The organism is Desulfosporosinus hippei DSM 8344, assembly GCF_900100785.1.
Lineage (GTDB): Bacteria > Bacillota > Desulfitobacteriia > Desulfitobacteriales > Desulfitobacteriaceae > Desulfosporosinus > Desulfosporosinus hippei.
Genome location: NZ_FNCP01000008.1, coordinates 34,184 through 50,125, shown reverse-complemented (window position 1 = coordinate 50,125; position 15,942 = coordinate 34,184). Strand labels below are relative to the sequence as shown.

The 15,942-nt window shown below is 41.0% G+C and carries 15 protein-coding genes; 14 read left to right on the top strand and 1 reads right to left on the bottom strand.

Annotation, left to right across the window (positions count from 1 at the left end; genetic code table 11):
* Positions 1-145: 145 nt before the first annotated feature.
* On the bottom strand, positions 146-826 hold the full coding sequence (locus BLS16_RS08740) for an AIM24 family protein (RefSeq protein WP_092332373.1): 681 nt from the start codon (positions 824-826) through the stop codon (positions 146-148).
* A 144-nt stretch (positions 827-970) separates the two neighbouring features.
* Between BLS16_RS08740 and BLS16_RS08735 the strand changes: the two genes are divergently transcribed.
* The 14 genes from BLS16_RS08735 to ytxJ all read left to right on the top strand — a co-directional run bounded on the left by BLS16_RS08735 (position 971) and on the right by ytxJ (position 15,777).
* On the top strand, positions 971-3,265 hold the full coding sequence (locus BLS16_RS08735) for a xanthine dehydrogenase family protein molybdopterin-binding subunit (protein WP_242876239.1): 2,295 nt from the start codon (positions 971-973) through the stop codon (positions 3,263-3,265).
* Between the two features lie 82 nt (positions 3,266-3,347).
* A complete protein-coding gene (locus tag BLS16_RS08730; RefSeq protein WP_092332369.1) occupies positions 3,348-3,797 on the top strand; it encodes a (2Fe-2S)-binding protein in 450 nt (149 codons plus the stop codon).
* A gap of 81 nt (positions 3,798-3,878) precedes the next feature.
* Complete coding sequence (locus BLS16_RS08725; protein WP_092332367.1) at positions 3,879-5,060, top strand: MalY/PatB family protein; 1,182 nt, start codon at positions 3,879-3,881, stop codon at positions 5,058-5,060.
* Between the two features lie 229 nt (positions 5,061-5,289).
* Positions 5,290-5,847, top strand: a complete 558-nt coding sequence (locus tag BLS16_RS08720; protein WP_092332364.1) for a DUF1697 domain-containing protein — start codon at positions 5,290-5,292, stop codon at positions 5,845-5,847.
* Positions 5,848-6,030: 183 nt separating this feature from the next.
* Entirely contained in the window at positions 6,031-6,453 is a 423-nt protein-coding gene (locus BLS16_RS08715; protein ID WP_092332362.1) for a GNAT family N-acetyltransferase, read from the top strand.
* A gap of 210 nt (positions 6,454-6,663) precedes the next feature.
* Positions 6,664-7,431: an ABC transporter ATP-binding protein gene (locus tag BLS16_RS08710; protein WP_092332359.1), complete on the top strand. Its 768-nt coding sequence runs from the start codon at positions 6,664-6,666 to the stop codon at positions 7,429-7,431.
* Entirely contained in the window at positions 7,424-8,266 is an 843-nt protein-coding gene (locus BLS16_RS08705) for an ABC transporter permease (RefSeq protein WP_092332357.1), read from the top strand. The genes BLS16_RS08710 and BLS16_RS08705 overlap by 8 nt, the downstream gene beginning before the upstream one ends.
* A 52-nt stretch (positions 8,267-8,318) precedes the next feature.
* On the top strand, positions 8,319-9,326 hold the full coding sequence (locus BLS16_RS08700; protein WP_092332354.1) for an ABC transporter substrate-binding protein: 1,008 nt from the start codon (positions 8,319-8,321) through the stop codon (positions 9,324-9,326).
* A 239-nt stretch (positions 9,327-9,565) separates the two neighbouring features.
* Positions 9,566-10,480 (top strand): EamA family transporter, encoded by a 915-nt coding sequence (locus BLS16_RS08695; protein ID WP_092332351.1) that lies wholly within the window; start codon positions 9,566-9,568, stop codon positions 10,478-10,480.
* A 291-nt stretch (positions 10,481-10,771) separates the two neighbouring features.
* Positions 10,772-12,739: a transglycosylase domain-containing protein gene (locus tag BLS16_RS08690; protein WP_242876245.1), complete on the top strand. Its 1,968-nt coding sequence runs from the start codon at positions 10,772-10,774 to the stop codon at positions 12,737-12,739.
* Between the two features lie 71 nt (positions 12,740-12,810).
* Entirely contained in the window at positions 12,811-13,797 is a 987-nt protein-coding gene (locus tag BLS16_RS08685) for an ABC transporter substrate-binding protein (RefSeq protein WP_092332346.1), read from the top strand.
* Positions 13,798-13,875: 78 nt separating this feature from the next.
* The gene (locus tag BLS16_RS08680; RefSeq protein WP_092332343.1) at positions 13,876-14,643 is read left to right on the top strand and encodes an ABC transporter ATP-binding protein; all 768 of its coding nucleotides are present in this window, start codon (positions 13,876-13,878) and stop codon (positions 14,641-14,643) included.
* A complete protein-coding gene (locus tag BLS16_RS08675; protein WP_092332341.1) occupies positions 14,627-15,409 on the top strand; it encodes an ABC transporter permease in 783 nt (260 codons plus the stop codon). The genes BLS16_RS08680 and BLS16_RS08675 overlap by 17 nt, the downstream gene beginning before the upstream one ends.
* Positions 15,409-15,777 (top strand): bacillithiol system redox-active protein YtxJ, encoded by a 369-nt coding sequence (ytxJ, locus tag BLS16_RS08670; protein ID WP_092332338.1) that lies wholly within the window; start codon positions 15,409-15,411, stop codon positions 15,775-15,777. The genes BLS16_RS08675 and ytxJ overlap by 1 nt, the downstream gene beginning before the upstream one ends.
* Positions 15,778-15,942 lie beyond the last annotated feature (165 nt).

The window sequence follows — 15,942 nt, the reverse complement described above, 5'->3', positions numbered from 1 at the left end:
CAGAGATATAACACTCCGTAAAATAAAATGGTTCGATTAGGATGAATTGACTGAACATAACAGTAGCAATAATGCTATAATTAATAGAAAGCTAGATTTGATAAACACATATTTGAGTATCAACAATAAGGCGATATTTTACATACTAATCCACACTAATTTTTAATTCGGATAATCGTTCGGAGGGTTGAACGAGAACCATTTGACCTGTTTGGTTAAATTGGAATTGATACGATTCTCCGGAGGTCTGTCCAATCGCTGTTTTCCAGCTGAAGTTATTCATAGACACGCTTGGATCCCCGCCGCCGTTAGGACTGCTTGTCCAGGCTACGACAGCATCTGGATCGACAACACAAGGTGCTTCTAACATTAGCGGGTTGCCATCAGTCATTACCGCAACTTGTTGTGGCTGATTTGATATATTTGTGAGAACAGTGGAGGCTAATCCCTTTTGTGATAATACTCCGCTTCCTATTAAACGCACATCATATTTTAAGTCAGTGGGAAAGGCTAGTAGATTTTCACTCTCAACAGAAAGACAATCCCCGGGTTCAAGTTCGAAAACGGAGACATGATAAGCATTTTTTGCTAAATAAATGACTCCCGTCCCTTCGACGGTCATTAATTCTATGTTTTCTCCGGTTAGAGTTCTTTTGGCTAAACCAAGCAGAGAGCCCATGACACCTCCGCCATTGTCTGGTCCCAGCAACATCTTGTCAAACTTAAAGTTCCCTTTATAGGCGACCATGGTTCCTTTTTTAGCAATGAATTTACCCGTGCCTTCTATTTTACAGCATAGTTCTTCCTCGACATTAAACTTAAACATTGTATTAGCCTCCTTGCTAGGTTTGATTTTCGATCTTGTTATATAAAGATATTTAGAATATATACCAAAAGTAATGTCTGTACAATGAGTAAACAAATCAACGTTGAAAAGGGTTAACGTAGATTCACAAGGTAAAGCTGAGGAGTGAGAGTATTGGACAAGGATTATAAATATGTCGGGCGCACTTTTCCAATTCATGATGCAGAGCAGAAAGTAAACGGTAGTCTACAATATTTAAGTGATATGAGTCTGCCAAATATGTTATATGCCAAACTGCTTTTGAGTCCAATCGCTCATGCTCACATTACCAATATAGATACGAGTAAAGCTGAGGCTTTACCGGGAGTTGTAAGAGTATTTACTCATCTAAATACTCCTGCTAAAACCTACAGTCGTTATAGAATAGTGCCTGACCAAGAGTTTTGCTTAGAGGATGAGCGTCTTTTAACAGAGAAGGCTCGCTTTGTCGGAGATCGCATTGCCGTTGTGGTAGCTGTCAGCAAAGAAATCGCCACCCGGGCTATTGATCTTATTCAAGTAGACTATGCAGAATTGCGTGTGCTGAATACTCCCGAAAAAGCTCTTGAGGAACAGGCGGACAAAATTCATTCTGCAGGGAACTTGCTCCATGAATTTGAATACAAAATCGGGGAGATAGATTTTGCCGAAAACTGTGTTGAGGTTGAAACTTTAACCAATACTCAAAAAGTGCATCATGCGGCTATGGAACCCCATGTTTGTCTGGCGGATTACGACAGTTCCGGCAAGCTCACTCTCTGGGCTGCCTGCCAAGGAGTATTTGGGGTAAGAACTGTGGTAGCTGATTTGCTGGAACTGAGTTATAACAAAGTCAGAGTCATTAAAGTTCCTATGGGGGGGTCTTTCGGCGGCAGGCAAGAAATTATTTTTGAACCCCTAACTGCTTTTCTGGCCAAGGAGGTAAAGCGTCCGGTCAAACTAACCTTGACGAGAGAAGAGACCATTATATCTACAATGACCCGACCCGCAACGAGTTCCAGGGTAAGAACCCTGGTTAACCAAGATGGTCGATTAGTTGACTGTAGAGTAGATACCGTATTAGACGCCGGAGCGTATGCGACAAGTTCTATTGACAATACTTATGTAATGGCCAAGAAGATATGTAAATTGTACAGAATCCCTTACTATGAACACAGGGGCAAAACCGTTTATACCAACACCCCTGTAGCCGGTGGAGCACGAGGATGGGGTGCACCGGAAATCATGACTGCTCTCGAAATTCATATGGATGCTGTGGCGAAAGGGTTAGGAATAGATCTTATAGAATTTCGGCTCCTGAATCTTATCCATCCTTATGACTTAGATAAGACCTCTGAAATTTCTTTAGGGAATGCTCGTGTCAGAGAGTGTCTCCTGAAAGGTGCCGAAACCTTCAGTTGGAGTGAGAAGTTTCACCGATGGAATATAGCGCCGAATCAAGGCAGATTCCGCAGAGGAGTAGGATTAGCCTGTGCTGCCCATAAAAATGGAATGTACGGAGGATTTCCCGAACATAGTACCATGACCTTGAAAATGAATGAGGATGGCAGTTTCATTTTGAACACCGGTCTCCATGAATTAGGGTGCGGAACCATTACCTCGATTACCCAAATTGTTGCAGAAGTCCTAGACATCGACCCTAAATTTATTACGACCTTAGAAGCGGATACGGAAAACGGTCCCTATGATTTTGGTTCTTACGGTAGCAGGGTTACTTATATATGTGGCGCTTGTGCCTACGAAGTTTCCCAGAGGGTAAGAGAAAAAGTATTGGAATGTGCTTCACAAATATTCCATACACCTATTGAGTCTTTAGAAAATGGCGCTGGCAGAGTATGGGTTAGGGGAGATGAACAGCACTCTCTAAGTTATCGAGAAATCGCCACAACCGCCAAACTTAAGTATAATACGGACATCGTGCTTACTCATACCTATCATGGGACGTCCAACCCAGGTGCTTATGCTGTACATTTTGCCGAGGTGGAAGTTGACACAGCCACGGGAAGAGTCCAGGTAAAGGATTACTTGGCGGCCCATGATATTGGTAAAGCTATCAATCCCGGGATGGTTGAGGGGCAGATTCAAGGCGCTGTGCAAATGGGGATTGGTTATGCTCTATACGAAGAAATAAAGGTTAAGACTGATGGAAGTATTCTAAGCAGAAGCTTGAAAAATTATCATGTACTTAATGCACCGGACATGTCTGAGGTGAGAATTCTTTTGATCGAAGAGGGTGGAGATAAAGGGCCTTATGGCGCAAAGAGTATTGGAGAAATTGCCTTTGTTCCGGTGGCCGCGGCGGTAGTCAATGCTGTTAACAATGCCTTGGGCACATCTTTGTCAAATTTGCCTCTGACACCGGAAAAGATTATAGCTGCTCTGAATGCGAGGCGCGATGTTTCAGGCATGAGGTACGAATGAGACGTGTCCTTTATTAATGGGATGAGTAAAGATATGTATTTAGGAAAAGAATATCAAAAGGCAGAGGATAAGGGTGGCAAGCATGCAAATTGAGTTTACGGTTAATGGAAAAATGTACAATCTGACGGTTTCTCCAACCCTGAGGTTGATTGATTTGTTGAGAGAAGAACTAGGGCTAACGGGGACTAAAGAAGGGTGTGGTGAAGGAGAGTGCGGATCTTGCACGGTAATTATAAATGGTAAAGCTGTTAATTCCTGTTTGGTTCTTGCATCCCAAATTAGAGGTCAAGAGATCCTGACAATTGAAGCTCTTGAAACAGATGGACTAGACAAATTACAGGAATCCTTCATCAAAAATAGTGCTGTTCAATGTGGATTTTGCACTCCGGGAATGTTAATGTCAGCTAAAGCACTATTAATGAAGAATCCTACTCCCTCGGAAGAAGAGATTAAAACTGCAATAGCCGGTAATTTATGTAGATGTACTGGGTACAATAAAATAGTCCAGGCAATTAAGGAAGCCGCCGAATAAGCGTGTTGAGGGGACGGTCCTTTTAACACACAAATGTGTGTTAAAAGGACCGTCCCCTCAACACGAAAGGAGTAGATGAAAATGAACTGTAATTTTGATCAGATAATCGATCGTCGCCAGACTTGTTCTGTAAAATGGGATTTCAATCAGCGGATTTTTGGACGTGAAGATGTTTTGCCCTTATGGGTTGCAGATATGGACTTTCAAGCTCCTGAGGCTGTTATTGAAGCCTTAGTTCATCGTGCTAAGCATGGAATCTTTGGCTATTCAGATGGAATGGACGGTTATTATGAGGCCTTAACTAACTGGCTGCACCAGCGCTTTGGCTGGGAGATCCAACGAGATTGGGTGACCTTTAGTCCGGGAATCGTTTTTGGCTTATATCAATTAGTAAAAAGCTTAACAAAGCCTGGAGATAAAGTTCTTCTGCAGTCCCCTGTATATCCTCCCTTTTTTAACGCTATTAAAAATAACCATCGTGAGCTAGTCAATAGCCAACTAATTTTTGAAAATGGCCGCTATGTTATGGATTATAAGGATTTAGAAGACAAGTTTTCTAACGGAGTCAAGATGATGATTCTGTGTAACCCTCATAATCCTGTTGGGCGGGTTTGGGAGCGGGAGGAGCTCGAACGCTTGGGAAAACTTTGTCTCACCTATAAGGTCTTAGTAATCTCTGATGAAATTCATGGAGATCTTATTTATAAAGGGCATCGCCATATTCCCTTTGCTACTCTCTCACCTGAAATAGCTCTTCAGTCGGTAGTTTGTACAGCACCAAGCAAGACATTTAACCTTGCTGGTTTACAGACGTCCAACTTAATTATATCGAATCCGGACTATAGACAAGCTTTTCTAGCGACTCGGGATTTGACTGGGATACATAATCCTAATGTCTTTGGTATTACGGCTTTAGAAGCAGCCTATAAATATGGCTGGGATTGGCTAAATCAGTTGATGGACTATTTACAGGGAAATGTCGATTACTTAATATCGTCACTTGTTCAAATCTCTCATGTTAAGCTGATTCAGCCCGAAGGGACTTATTTGGCTTGGTTAGACTTCAGGGATTTAGGGATGGATCCCAAGGAATTACAGAAGTTCTTAGTACACAAGGCTGGGGTGGGACTAAATCCAGGCTTTCAATTTGGCCCTGGCGGAGAAGGCTTTGCCCGTCTTAATATCGGTTGCTCTCGTTCAACTCTTGAAGAAGGTTGTGAACGGATTAGAGTTGCAATTGATAAATTAGATCTCCATGTGTAAACAATGGATATGAAAATAACCAAGATAGCTACAAAAAACCTTTTAAAGAGAATTATGAACCAATTCAAAACATCCGCTTAAACAGCTTTTTCCTTCGCACAGAGGAATACAAAGCGAAATTGCAGAAGATGAGAGCAGTAATTGTATAATCCCATCTTATCTGCTGATTAAAGTTGGACGGCATTGTACCACCTTTGCATATGATTACTGACAAAGGGGACCTGTAATTATGATTGTTTATATAGCACTATTGCGAGGAATAAACGTAGGTGGAAAGAATGTTATAAAGATGGCTGAATTGAAAAAAGTATTTGAAGCTATCGGACTTTGTGATGTCAAGACATATATACAAAGTGGCAACGTATTATTCAAATCAAACCAAGGAGAGGAATTTCTGCGGGGAAAAATTGAGCATGAAATTAAGGCGGTTTTTGGATTTCCATTTACGGTTATTTTGAGAACGTCGGCGGAGTTGGAACAACTGGTTTCTAATTGCCCATTTTCAGCGGAAGAATTAGCTGATGCGGAGGCATCTACTCAAGCAGAGAGTCAATATGTAGCACTATTAACCCACCTACCCTTGCAAGAAAATATTGCATTGCTGGACGCTTACAGAGAAGTAAACGACCAGTATCGAATTATAGGGCGAGACGTATTTCTCTTATTCAATCATAGTATTAGAAATTCAAAGCTTGCTACTAACCTTTATAAACTTGGTGTATCAGCTACTGTACGTAATTGGAAGACGCTCAATAAGCTTACCACGTTAGCCAAAGCCATGGACTGACGCTCTTATGCACATTATTCTTATTCGCGACAAAAGTAGGATCAAATACCACAATAAATATTATTCCAAACATCGTAAGCATGGGAGTATCTTTTACTATCGTAGTTATTTCCATTTTGCGCATTACTCCTTTAATGAGTTACATGTTGGTAGGATAAGGCTATTATTTCAGGAGGGAAGCTTATGGACTTTATAATCAAGAATAATTGTTTGAATATTGACTGGAATTATGTGTCTCAAACTTTAAGAAAAGTTGGCATGGCTAATTATGCTCCGGAAATCCATCAAAAAGCTTTTGAAAACAGTCAAACGGTAGTATTTGTCTTTAACGAAGAAAAACTGATTGGTTTTGGTCGTGCAATTTCAGACGGAGTATATCAAGCCGCTTTATATGATATTGCAGTATTACCGGAGTATCAAGGCAAAGGGATAGGACGAATGATTATCAATAATATTGTAAAATCTCTTCCAATGTGCAACTTAATTTTATATGCATCACCTGGCAAAGAAAAGTTTTACGAACGGTTAAATTTTAGAAAAATGAATACTGGAATGGCCTTATTTCAAAAGGCTAGTGATATGAAGGAAAAAGGTTTTACAGAATAATTAGTGTTGTGGTGTTGTGGGGACGGTCCTTTTAACACACATTCGTGTGTTAAAAGGACCGTCCCCACAACACCACAACACCTTTTTTTAACTAATTCTGGCTTCTAATATTTAAACTCAGAAAACTGGTAAATTTTCGAATCCCTCACCGTTTAGGAGACTTCCCAATACACTATTAAAAACCGGGATGTGCTTAAGGGGGGGATGCCATTGAAACCAGTTGTCGAAGTTCATAATGTTGGCATGAAATATCAATCTCTAAACGGGGAAATTACAGCGCTGGAAAATATCAATTTTTCGGTTCAAGATGGAGAATTTGTAAGTATCGTCGGCCCAAGCGGGTGTGGGAAGTCAACCTTATTATCAATCATTTCAGGCCTAATAGCATCTACCTCAGGTGCGGTTCTCTTATCGGGGGAAAAGGTCACGGGGACATCTCCGAAAATTGGCTATATGTTACAAAAAGATCACCTTTTTAACTGGAGGACAATCTTTCAAAATGTTATGCTCGGCCTGGAAATTCGAAAAACTGTTACAAGCTCTGCAAAAGAGCATGCCATTAAACTTCTAAAAACATATGGGCTTTATGAATTTAAGGACAAATATCCCAATCAACTTTCTGGGGGAATGAGACAAAGAGTGGCTCTTATTAGAACTCTGGTGACCAATCCCCAAATCCTGTTATTAGATGAAGCTTTTTCGGCATTAGACTATCAGACTCGTTTAATTGTTAACGATGATATCTATGACATTATCAAAAAAGAGAATAAAACCGCCTTACTTGTTACCCATGACATATCCGAAAGCATAAGCATGTCTGACCGGGTTATTCTGCTTTCCAAAAGACCTGGCAAAGTGAAAAATATTTATGAAATTAATTTCGATATAAAGAACAGAACCCCCTTTTCGTCTCGGGAGACTCCCGAATTCAGATATTATTTTCAAGAGATATGGAAGGGGTTAGATGTCCATGTCTAAGTTGAAAGACGACAGGGTTTCGAAGGAGACTCAAGTCACAAAGATTTCTCAGGAACACATTGATTACTTACACCGAGTTAGGATGGAAAAAATCTCAGTGCGGGTCATTCAAATACTAATCTTTGGTGTGGCTTTCTTGCTTTGGGAAATATGTGCTAATACCAAAATAGTAGATCCATTTATTACAAGTCAGCCGTCGAGAGTTTTTAATACAATGGTTCGCCTTTATGAAGATGGGGTTCTTTTTCATCATATTGGAATAACCTGTTGGGAAGCCTTCTTGGGCTTTGTCTTAGGAACCCTTGTCGGGACGATAATAGCCATAATGTTGTGGTGGTCTGAATTTTTGTGCAAAATTTTAGAACCATACTTAGTAATTCTCAATAGTTTGCCTAAAATTGCCTTGGGCCCAGTTTTCATTGTATGGATTGGTGCAGGGCCTCCGGCGATTATTGTTATGACTTTAGCTATTTCACTGATCGTCACAGTTTTGGAAGTGTTAAACGGCTTCTTAACGGTTGATCAAGAGAAGATCAAACTTGTTCAGACCTTCGGCGGTTCAAAATATCAAGTTCTTACAAAAGTAGTGCTTCCGGCTTCTTATCCTACGATTATCAATGCTTTGAAAATCAATGTGGGCTTGTCGTGGGTAGGGGTTATTGTTGGAGAATTTTTAGTTTCCAAAGCGGGGTTAGGTTATCTCATCGTTTACGGGGGGCAAGTTTTTAAACTAGACCTAGTTATGACTAGTGTCATTATTTTAGGTGTGGCAGCAGCGGTCATGTATCAGGGGGTGGTTTACCTTGAAAGGATGCTTGTGAAAAACAAGGCTTGATCCAATGATTAGGACAGTATGTAAAAGCTTAAATATATAAAGGAGGAGCGACATGTTTAGAAAAAGATTTATGCCCGTACTTATTACCGTGATCCTTGGAATTTCTATGGTGCTCTCTGGTTGCAGCCAGCAAAGTGAGTTGACTAAGGTTAAATTATCAGAGGTTACCCATTCTGTTTTCTATGCTCCCCAGTATGTAGCAATGAGTAAGGGGTTCTTTAAAGAGGAAGGGCTTGAGGTAGAACTAACTAATGGCCAAGGTGCAGATAAAGTTATGACTGCCGTATTATCAGGTCAAGTAGATATTGGCTTCGCCGGACCTGAGGCGAGCGTCTATGTTCATAACGAGGGAAAAGAGGATAACAGCGTTGTTTTTGCCCAGTTGACCAACGGGGATGGAACCTTTCTAATGGGCAGAGAACCTGATCCTGACTTTAAATGGAGTGACCTGAAAGGAAAGACCGTAATCGGCGGACGTAAAGGTGGAATGCCAGCTATTGTCCTCCAGTATGTGTTGAGCAAAAATGGTATGGCGGCAGGAAAAGATGTCACCATTGACACGACGATGCAATTTGCGGCAATGCCCGGTGCCTTTATCGGAGGGCAAGGAGATTATGTAATTATCTTTGAACCTACTGCATCAAGCATGGAGAAAGAAGGTAAAGCCTATATTGTTGCTTCTTTAGGTAAAGAGAGTGGGGAAATACCTTATACTGCCTATTTTGCCAAGAAGAGCATGATCGAAAAAAATCCAGAGCTTATTCAGAAGTTTACCAACGCCATCTATAAAGGACAGAAGTGGGTAGCAAGCCATACTCCTGAAGAAATTGCCTTGGCTATAAAACTTCAATTTCCTGAAGAGAATGACCAAATTCTTATTAGTGCTATTAAGCGTTATAAAGAACAAAATTCTTGGAAAACAGACCCTATTCTCCAAGAAAATGATTTTTATCTCTTGCAGCAAATCATTAAAGATGCCGGAGAGCTTAACAAAATAGCTCCTTACGAGAAAGTTGTCACAAAGCAATTTGGGGAAAATGCTATAAAGAATGTTAAATAATCGAGTAAAAGTTATTTAATATAACTTGGGATTAGGCTTATAGCTTGATCCCTTTTTCTTATAAGGTATAAAATTAGAAGACAAAAAATAAAAGGGATGAAAGAAAAGTCCTAAACAAGCTAATTGACAGGAATTCAAGAATCCTGGATAATAGAGTAATCATCCTAAAAGATGTAAAAGGATGTTAAAGATGTTAATCGACTGAGATAAATAAGTCCGCTTATGATATGGAGAAAAAAATGATAAATCAAAAAGAGTCGACAGGATTAGCGGTTTCATTAATACTTATTTCCACATTTGGTTTTAGCTTGTACCCGATTTTAGGAAAAGTAGTTTTTGGAGGAGGGGCAGGTCTTTCTACCGTATTATTTGTTAGGTTTTCCATAGCATCCTTAGTATTCTGGGCGATAACTATTTGGCGAGAAGGATTCCCGCGCATGCCCCTTAAGACTTGGCTGATACTATGGGGCATGGGCGGAGTTGGATATTCTATGATGGCCGGTTTGTACATATCTTCAGTATTATATATCCCGGCATCTTTAGCTGCGTTGCTTCTATATGCCTATCCCGTTATTGTTACCATCATAGCAGTTTTGACAAAGCAAGAAGAATTTTCTTTACTCAAGTTGGCTGGCTTGATTATCGCAACCTTTGGTTTAGTCTTGGTTTTAGGCATAGCATTGGAAGGGATTAATTATCTGGGGGTTATACTTGCTCTTAGCGCTGCCTTCGTCTACTCGTTTTATATAATCGTTGGCAACAAGTTGTTAAAAACAACAACTCCTTTAGTAAGTACTTCTGTAATTTCGACCTCTGCAGCATTTACCTATGGCCTAATCGGTTTACCAATAGGCGGAACAACCTGGAATCTTTCCTGGGGCACGTGGCTGGGAATTGGGGGTATTGTTCTGTTCTCGACGATATTAGCTATGCTGACATTTTTTGAGGGTATGAAGCGTATGGGTCCGACTTCTGCCTCAATTATCAGTACAACTGAGCCTGTGATGACTGTTATTTTAGCGGTTGTTATATTCAATGAGAATATAACCCTCTTGCAGGCAGTGGGAGGGGGATTCGTCATCGTTGGGGGAATTCTGGCAATTTTAACCCCAGCTCGAAAGCGGATTAGTCCGGTGGACACATCAGCTCTTTAAATGTAAGACACCCTGTTCTAATACGATCTTAAATCCCTAGGTGCTTCAGAATATGATATATATACTCATCGAGTTTTCCGGCCTTTTACTGACTTCATAAAGTTGGTGAGAGGCTCTTGTCATTATGGTGAATAATTACCTTTCTTATTTCTTTGACATGTTTCAGCTTTTGTTGTAAGTACATTGTGGTAAAATAAGCTTAAGGAAAACCCAATTGTTAGAAGCAAGAGTCTCGAAATTAATCAAAGTTCATTTATAGGATTATAGAAAGAAGGGATTTAGTTGGAAGATATGAGTACACTTCAGGGGCAGAAATCTAAGGTGAGTGTACTTTTTGCTAGATATTGGAAAAGACTGGGAGTTGTTTTTTTAGTTTTTATCATTTGTTTGACCGGTGGAATTACGGCTTATATATCCTCATTAGATATTAGTAAGTTACAAACACCTCTGGCACGACCTTCCTACTTGTATGACCAAAATGGCAACCGGATTTCCCAGCTTTCATCATCACGAATAGAACCTGTTTCAGGGCAGCAAATCCCACTGGTTATGAAAAATGCTGTAATTGCAGTAGAAGACCGTCGGTATTACGAGCATAAAGGGGTCGATCTTCGTTCAATTATCCGTGCTCTTTATCGGGATATAATTTCAGGTGACTTTTCCGAAGGTGGAAGCACCATCACTCAACAATTGGCCAAGAACCTTTTCTTAGCTTCGGATAAAACTCTTGCCCGCAAATTAAATGAAGCGGCCTATGCCTTAAAGATTGAAGCTGTGCTGGACAAGGATGAGATTTTAGTCGCTTATCTCAATCAAATATATTATGGTGAGGGCTGTTATGGTCTACAAAATGCGGCTCAACTTTATTTTGATAAAGAGGTTGAGGATCTGTCATTACCTGAATCTGCGTTACTTGCCGGGCTGCTAAAAGCCCCCAGCATTTATTCACCGCTGAATAGTAAAGAAAAGTCTTTAGAACGCAGAAATATAGTACTTGCTTTGATGAAGGAACAGAATTATATTTCCTCAGTAGAGTATCAGAAGGCCCTTGTGCAACCAATTGTTATAAAGAAAGGTTCTCTAAAGGACCTTTCAGGCCAGTATTCACCTTACGTTGATTATGTTATTGATGAAGCTATTAATCGCATCGGATTTACTGAAGAACAAATTCTCAAGGGTGGCCTGAAAATCTATACTCAAATGGATCCTCTTGTCCAAAAAGCAGCTGAAGAGGTTTATGAAGAAAGTCATTACTTTCCCAAAGGGACATCTGACCAACTCGTTCAAAGTGGTGTGGTTTTATTGGATCATAAAACCGGGGGGATCAGAGGATTAGTCGGATATCGGGGGGCGAGAGTTTACCGCGGGTTGAACCATGCCGCTTCATCTCAATTTCTGCGCCAGCCGGGTTCTACCTTGAAGCCCTTGTCGGTTTATGCCCCGGCCTTAGAAAAGGGCTATAATTCGGATTCAACGGTTGAGGATCACCCTCTAAATATTAATGGCTACAGCCCTCAGAATTATGACAATCAGTATCGTGGATATATTACAATGCAAGAAGCTGTTCGACACTCCTGGAATGTGCCGGCAGTTTGGTTACTTAATAAGATCGGGATAGACAGCGGGGTAGATTTTGTGCAAAGGTGTGGGATCACTTTGAAGAAAGAAGATCACACCCTTAGTTTAGCTTTGGGTGGTCTTTCTCAAGGGGTTACACCTTTACAGATGGCGCAAGCTTATGGAGCATTTGCTAATCTCGGAGTTATGAATAAAGCCTATGCCATAAGTAAAATTACTACGGATGAAGGGACTGTGCTCTACCTTGCTCAACCTGAAACAACTCAAGTGACCACTCCAAGCGTAGCCTATATGATGACCCTGATGCTGGAGGATGTGGTCACAAACGGCACCGGTGAAAATGCAAAGCTATCTCGACCTACAGCCGGCAAAACAGGGTCAGTTGAACTTCCCCAAACCGAAGAATTCGCGGACATCAGCAAAGGGGTTAAAGATGTTTGGTTTGTGGGTTATACACCGGAACTTACGGCAGCAGTATGGATGGGTTATGATAACACGGATCATAACCATTACCTCACTACCTCAGGAGGGGCAGAACCTGCTGTAGTCTTTCGTGAAATTCTGTCACGTGCACTAGAATCAACACCGGTTGTCCCATTTGAGATTCCTGAGGAATACATCGAGCAGAATAGATTGTCCAATAAATTATATAAGTGGTTTGAAGAACATTTTAAAAGGTAATGCCGATAAAATGTCGAATAGCTTATGTTGTGTTAAAATAGGGTAGTTTCAAGATGAGGAGTGTCGATTAAATGAAAAAACAAATTTCAAGGGTTGGTCTGGTATTAATGGTTCTAAGTATTGCCTTTTTTGTATTTGGCTGCGGAGCCCCTAAAAAATCGGAGAATCAGTCTCCAATCAGTGAAGCTAAAGTAGTTAAGATCGGGGTCTTGCCTATTGAAGATAATTTGCCCTTCTATGTTGCGGAAAAAGACAAACTATACACCAAAGAAGGTGTTCAAGTAGAACTAGTCAGCTTTGCCAGTGCAATGGAAAGAGATGCTGCACTTCAAGCCGGACAAATTGATGGTCAAGTAGCAGATTTGCTGGCAGTTGCTTTATTAAAGAAGATAGGTGCCGATGTGAAGATCGCATCCATAGGGCTGGGGGCAACCCCAAAGGAGGGGCGTTTCGCTATTTTATCTTCTCCTAAATCCGGTATCCAAGACCTAGCTGGTTTAAAGGGAGGAACCCTTGGGATATCTCAAAATTCAATTATTGACTATGTCAGTGATCAAATGCTCCTGGATAAAGGGGTTCAGCTGGATAGTGTAAAAAAAGTATCAATTCCTAAGATGCCGGTGCGCTTAGATATGCTGCTATCAGACCAGATCAATGCTGCTTGTCTTCCGGATCCGTTAGCCTCATTGGCTCAAGCAAAAGGAGCTCACTTACTTATTGATGATACTTATAAGAATATTTCTCAAACTGTTTTCCTATTTCGAACCGATAGTATAAACGATAATTCCGAAGGGATTAAAGCTGTCCTTCGGGCCTATGGTACTGCCGGGCAAGCTTTGACTAATAGTCCGGATCAATATCGAGATCTATTCTTGGAAAAAGCCCAGATTCCTCAAGAATTGAAGGATAGTTATCAAACCCCGACCTTCTCCAAGCTGCAGCTTCCAACTGAGGAAGAGGTTCAGAGTGTGATGAAATGGATGGTAGAAAAGAACCTCATTCCCCAAGCTTATAACTACCAAGAACTAGTTGATCCCAATCTTCTGCCCAGCTCGTAGTCTTAAATAGTCAGTTGATTAGGTTCTTGAGATTTTCACTTTATGCCTAATATCCCTTGGAAAAGGAGAGAATAACCTGTGATTGAAGTTTCGCACTGTGATTTCATCTATAATCAAGGAAAGTCACAGGTTAAAGTATACGATGATTTCAATTTGACGATTGAACGGGGAGAGAGCTTAGTCTTGATCGGCCCTTCAGGCTGTGGCAAGAGTACTCTTCTTTACCTGCTATCAGGATTACTGAAGCCTACGGCGGGCAATATTAAGATTTTTAGCGAGTCTGTTAAAGGTACCCGTCAGAAAACAGCTTTTATACTACAGGAGTATGGGCTATTTCCTTGGCTTACAGTTGAGCAAAATGTAAGTTTAGGGTTACGAGTCAGGCATACGGTTAAGAGAAACTATAAACCCCTCGTTGAGGAAATGATTCGGAAAATGGGCCTAGGAGAAGTGAAACACAATTTTCCCAGTCAATTAAGTGGAGGGCAAAGGCAGAGAGTCGCATTGGCTCGAGCCTTAACTCTCCAACCGGATTTGCTGTTAATGGACGAGCCTTTGTCAGCTTTAGATGCTTTAACTCGGGAAAGACTACAAGGGTTGCTCTTAGAGATTTGGCAGGAACAAAGGTTGACAACAGTTTTAGTAACGCATAGTATTGAAGAAGCTGTTTTCTTAGGAAGCCGTATTTTGGTGCTTCTTGATGGCAGACCAACAAAAGTTGTGGGGGAAATATCGAACCCACTAGTTGGAAAACCTGGCTATCGTCAGACAGAAGAGTTTTTCCAGAAGACCAGCTATGTACGTTCACTTCTTGAAAGGGGTGGACTTGATGAATCTGCAAGGTAAAGTATTTCAAGGGAAGTCCTGGGGCTATTTAGGTGCTATAGTATTTTTACTGGCTCTTTGGCAATATGCAGCCTGGAGTCTTCAGACCCCCCTCTTACCGACACCCCAGGCGGCAATCGCCGCCACTATTCGCTTATTTGAAGCAGATCTCGGAAAACACTTCTGGGTTAGTACCTATCGGGTAGTATTATCAACATTGACTGCGTTTCTAATCGGACTACCCTTGGGTATAATTATGGGCTACGAAGGTCGGATAGACCGATTTTTAGCACCCCTAGTCTATATCACTTATCCGATTCCTAAAATTGTCTTTCTGCCGCTGATTCTTTTGTTTCTAGGATTAGGCGACGGTTCCAAGATCTTCCTGATTACCTTCATTGTCTTTTTTCAAATATTAGTCACAACTCGGGATGCGGTTCGTAAAGTACAGTCAGAAACAATTTCCTCTTTGCGTTCCTTAGGGGGAAACCGTTTCCAAGTCTACCGCTATGTACTCTTGCCCGCAAGTTTACCGGATGTCTTCACATCCCTTCGTTTAAGCATGGGTACAGCGATTGCGGTTTTGTTCTTTGCTGAGTCCTTTGCAACTACCGAAGGTTTAGGATACTTCATCATGGATTCTTGGAGCCGTGCTGCACCGGATGAAATGTTTGCGGGGATTATTATGATGGCCTTGCTTGGAGTCGGATTATTTATTGTCGTTGATTTTTTTGATAACATCTTTTGTCGCTGGCAGCACTTAAATGGATATAAGGAGGGGAAGTAATGGCAGAGTTCAGAGAAATCAGTTCTGTTGAAGAGTTTGAAGGAATCTTAGTTGAGTCCCAGTTACGCAAAGTTTTTATTTTTAAACACAGCACAACCTGCCCAATTAGTGCTCGTGCTTGGGTGGAAGTACAGGAGTTTATCCGGGAAAGCAACAATGAAGTGCTTGTGGTTATGATCAAAGTGATTGAATCTCGCTCCACTTCGAATTTTGTGGCTGAAAAAATGACGGTTAAGCATCAATCTCCTCAAGCGCTGCTGATTAGCCAAGGACAGGTTCTGTGGCATGCCTCCCATCAAACAGTCACTCAGACAAATCTTACGAAAGCTTTGGAAGGTCAAAATTTGCCTTATAATTTTATGGGTTAAATACATTCTTCCATTCTTCTCAGTTAGTTTGAATCTTAATCCCTTGGCTATGACACTGTTATTGTGATTCCTATAAAACGGTTTTTATTTTTGCGAGTAATCAAGAAATTATGAAATTTAATATTAAGGAGCACTCGTTGCGAGTGCTCCTTAATATTTCTGTAA

Coding starts and splice junctions, on each gene's coding strand:
- BLS16_RS08705 (WP_092332357.1), top strand. CDS start 7,424: ATGTCTAAGTTGAAAGACGACAGGGTTTCGAAGGAGACTCAAGTCACA.
- BLS16_RS08675 (WP_092332341.1), top strand. CDS start 14,627: ATGAATCTGCAAGGTAAAGTATTTCAAGGGAAGTCCTGGGGCTATTTA.
- BLS16_RS08685 (WP_092332346.1), top strand. CDS start 12,811: ATGAAAAAACAAATTTCAAGGGTTGGTCTGGTATTAATGGTTCTAAGT.
- BLS16_RS08715 (WP_092332362.1), top strand. CDS start 6,031: ATGGACTTTATAATCAAGAATAATTGTTTGAATATTGACTGGAATTAT.
- BLS16_RS08690 (WP_242876245.1), top strand. CDS start 10,772: ATGAGTACACTTCAGGGGCAGAAATCTAAGGTGAGTGTACTTTTTGCT.
- BLS16_RS08695 (WP_092332351.1), top strand. CDS start 9,566: ATGATAAATCAAAAAGAGTCGACAGGATTAGCGGTTTCATTAATACTT.
- BLS16_RS08720 (WP_092332364.1), top strand. CDS start 5,290: ATGATTGTTTATATAGCACTATTGCGAGGAATAAACGTAGGTGGAAAG.
- BLS16_RS08740 (WP_092332373.1), bottom strand. CDS start 826: ATGTTTAAGTTTAATGTCGAGGAAGAACTATGCTGTAAAATAGAAGGC.
- BLS16_RS08725 (WP_092332367.1), top strand. CDS start 3,879: ATGAACTGTAATTTTGATCAGATAATCGATCGTCGCCAGACTTGTTCT.
- BLS16_RS08730 (WP_092332369.1), top strand. CDS start 3,348: ATGCAAATTGAGTTTACGGTTAATGGAAAAATGTACAATCTGACGGTT.
- BLS16_RS08700 (WP_092332354.1), top strand. CDS start 8,319: ATGTTTAGAAAAAGATTTATGCCCGTACTTATTACCGTGATCCTTGGA.
- ytxJ (WP_092332338.1), top strand. CDS start 15,409: ATGGCAGAGTTCAGAGAAATCAGTTCTGTTGAAGAGTTTGAAGGAATC.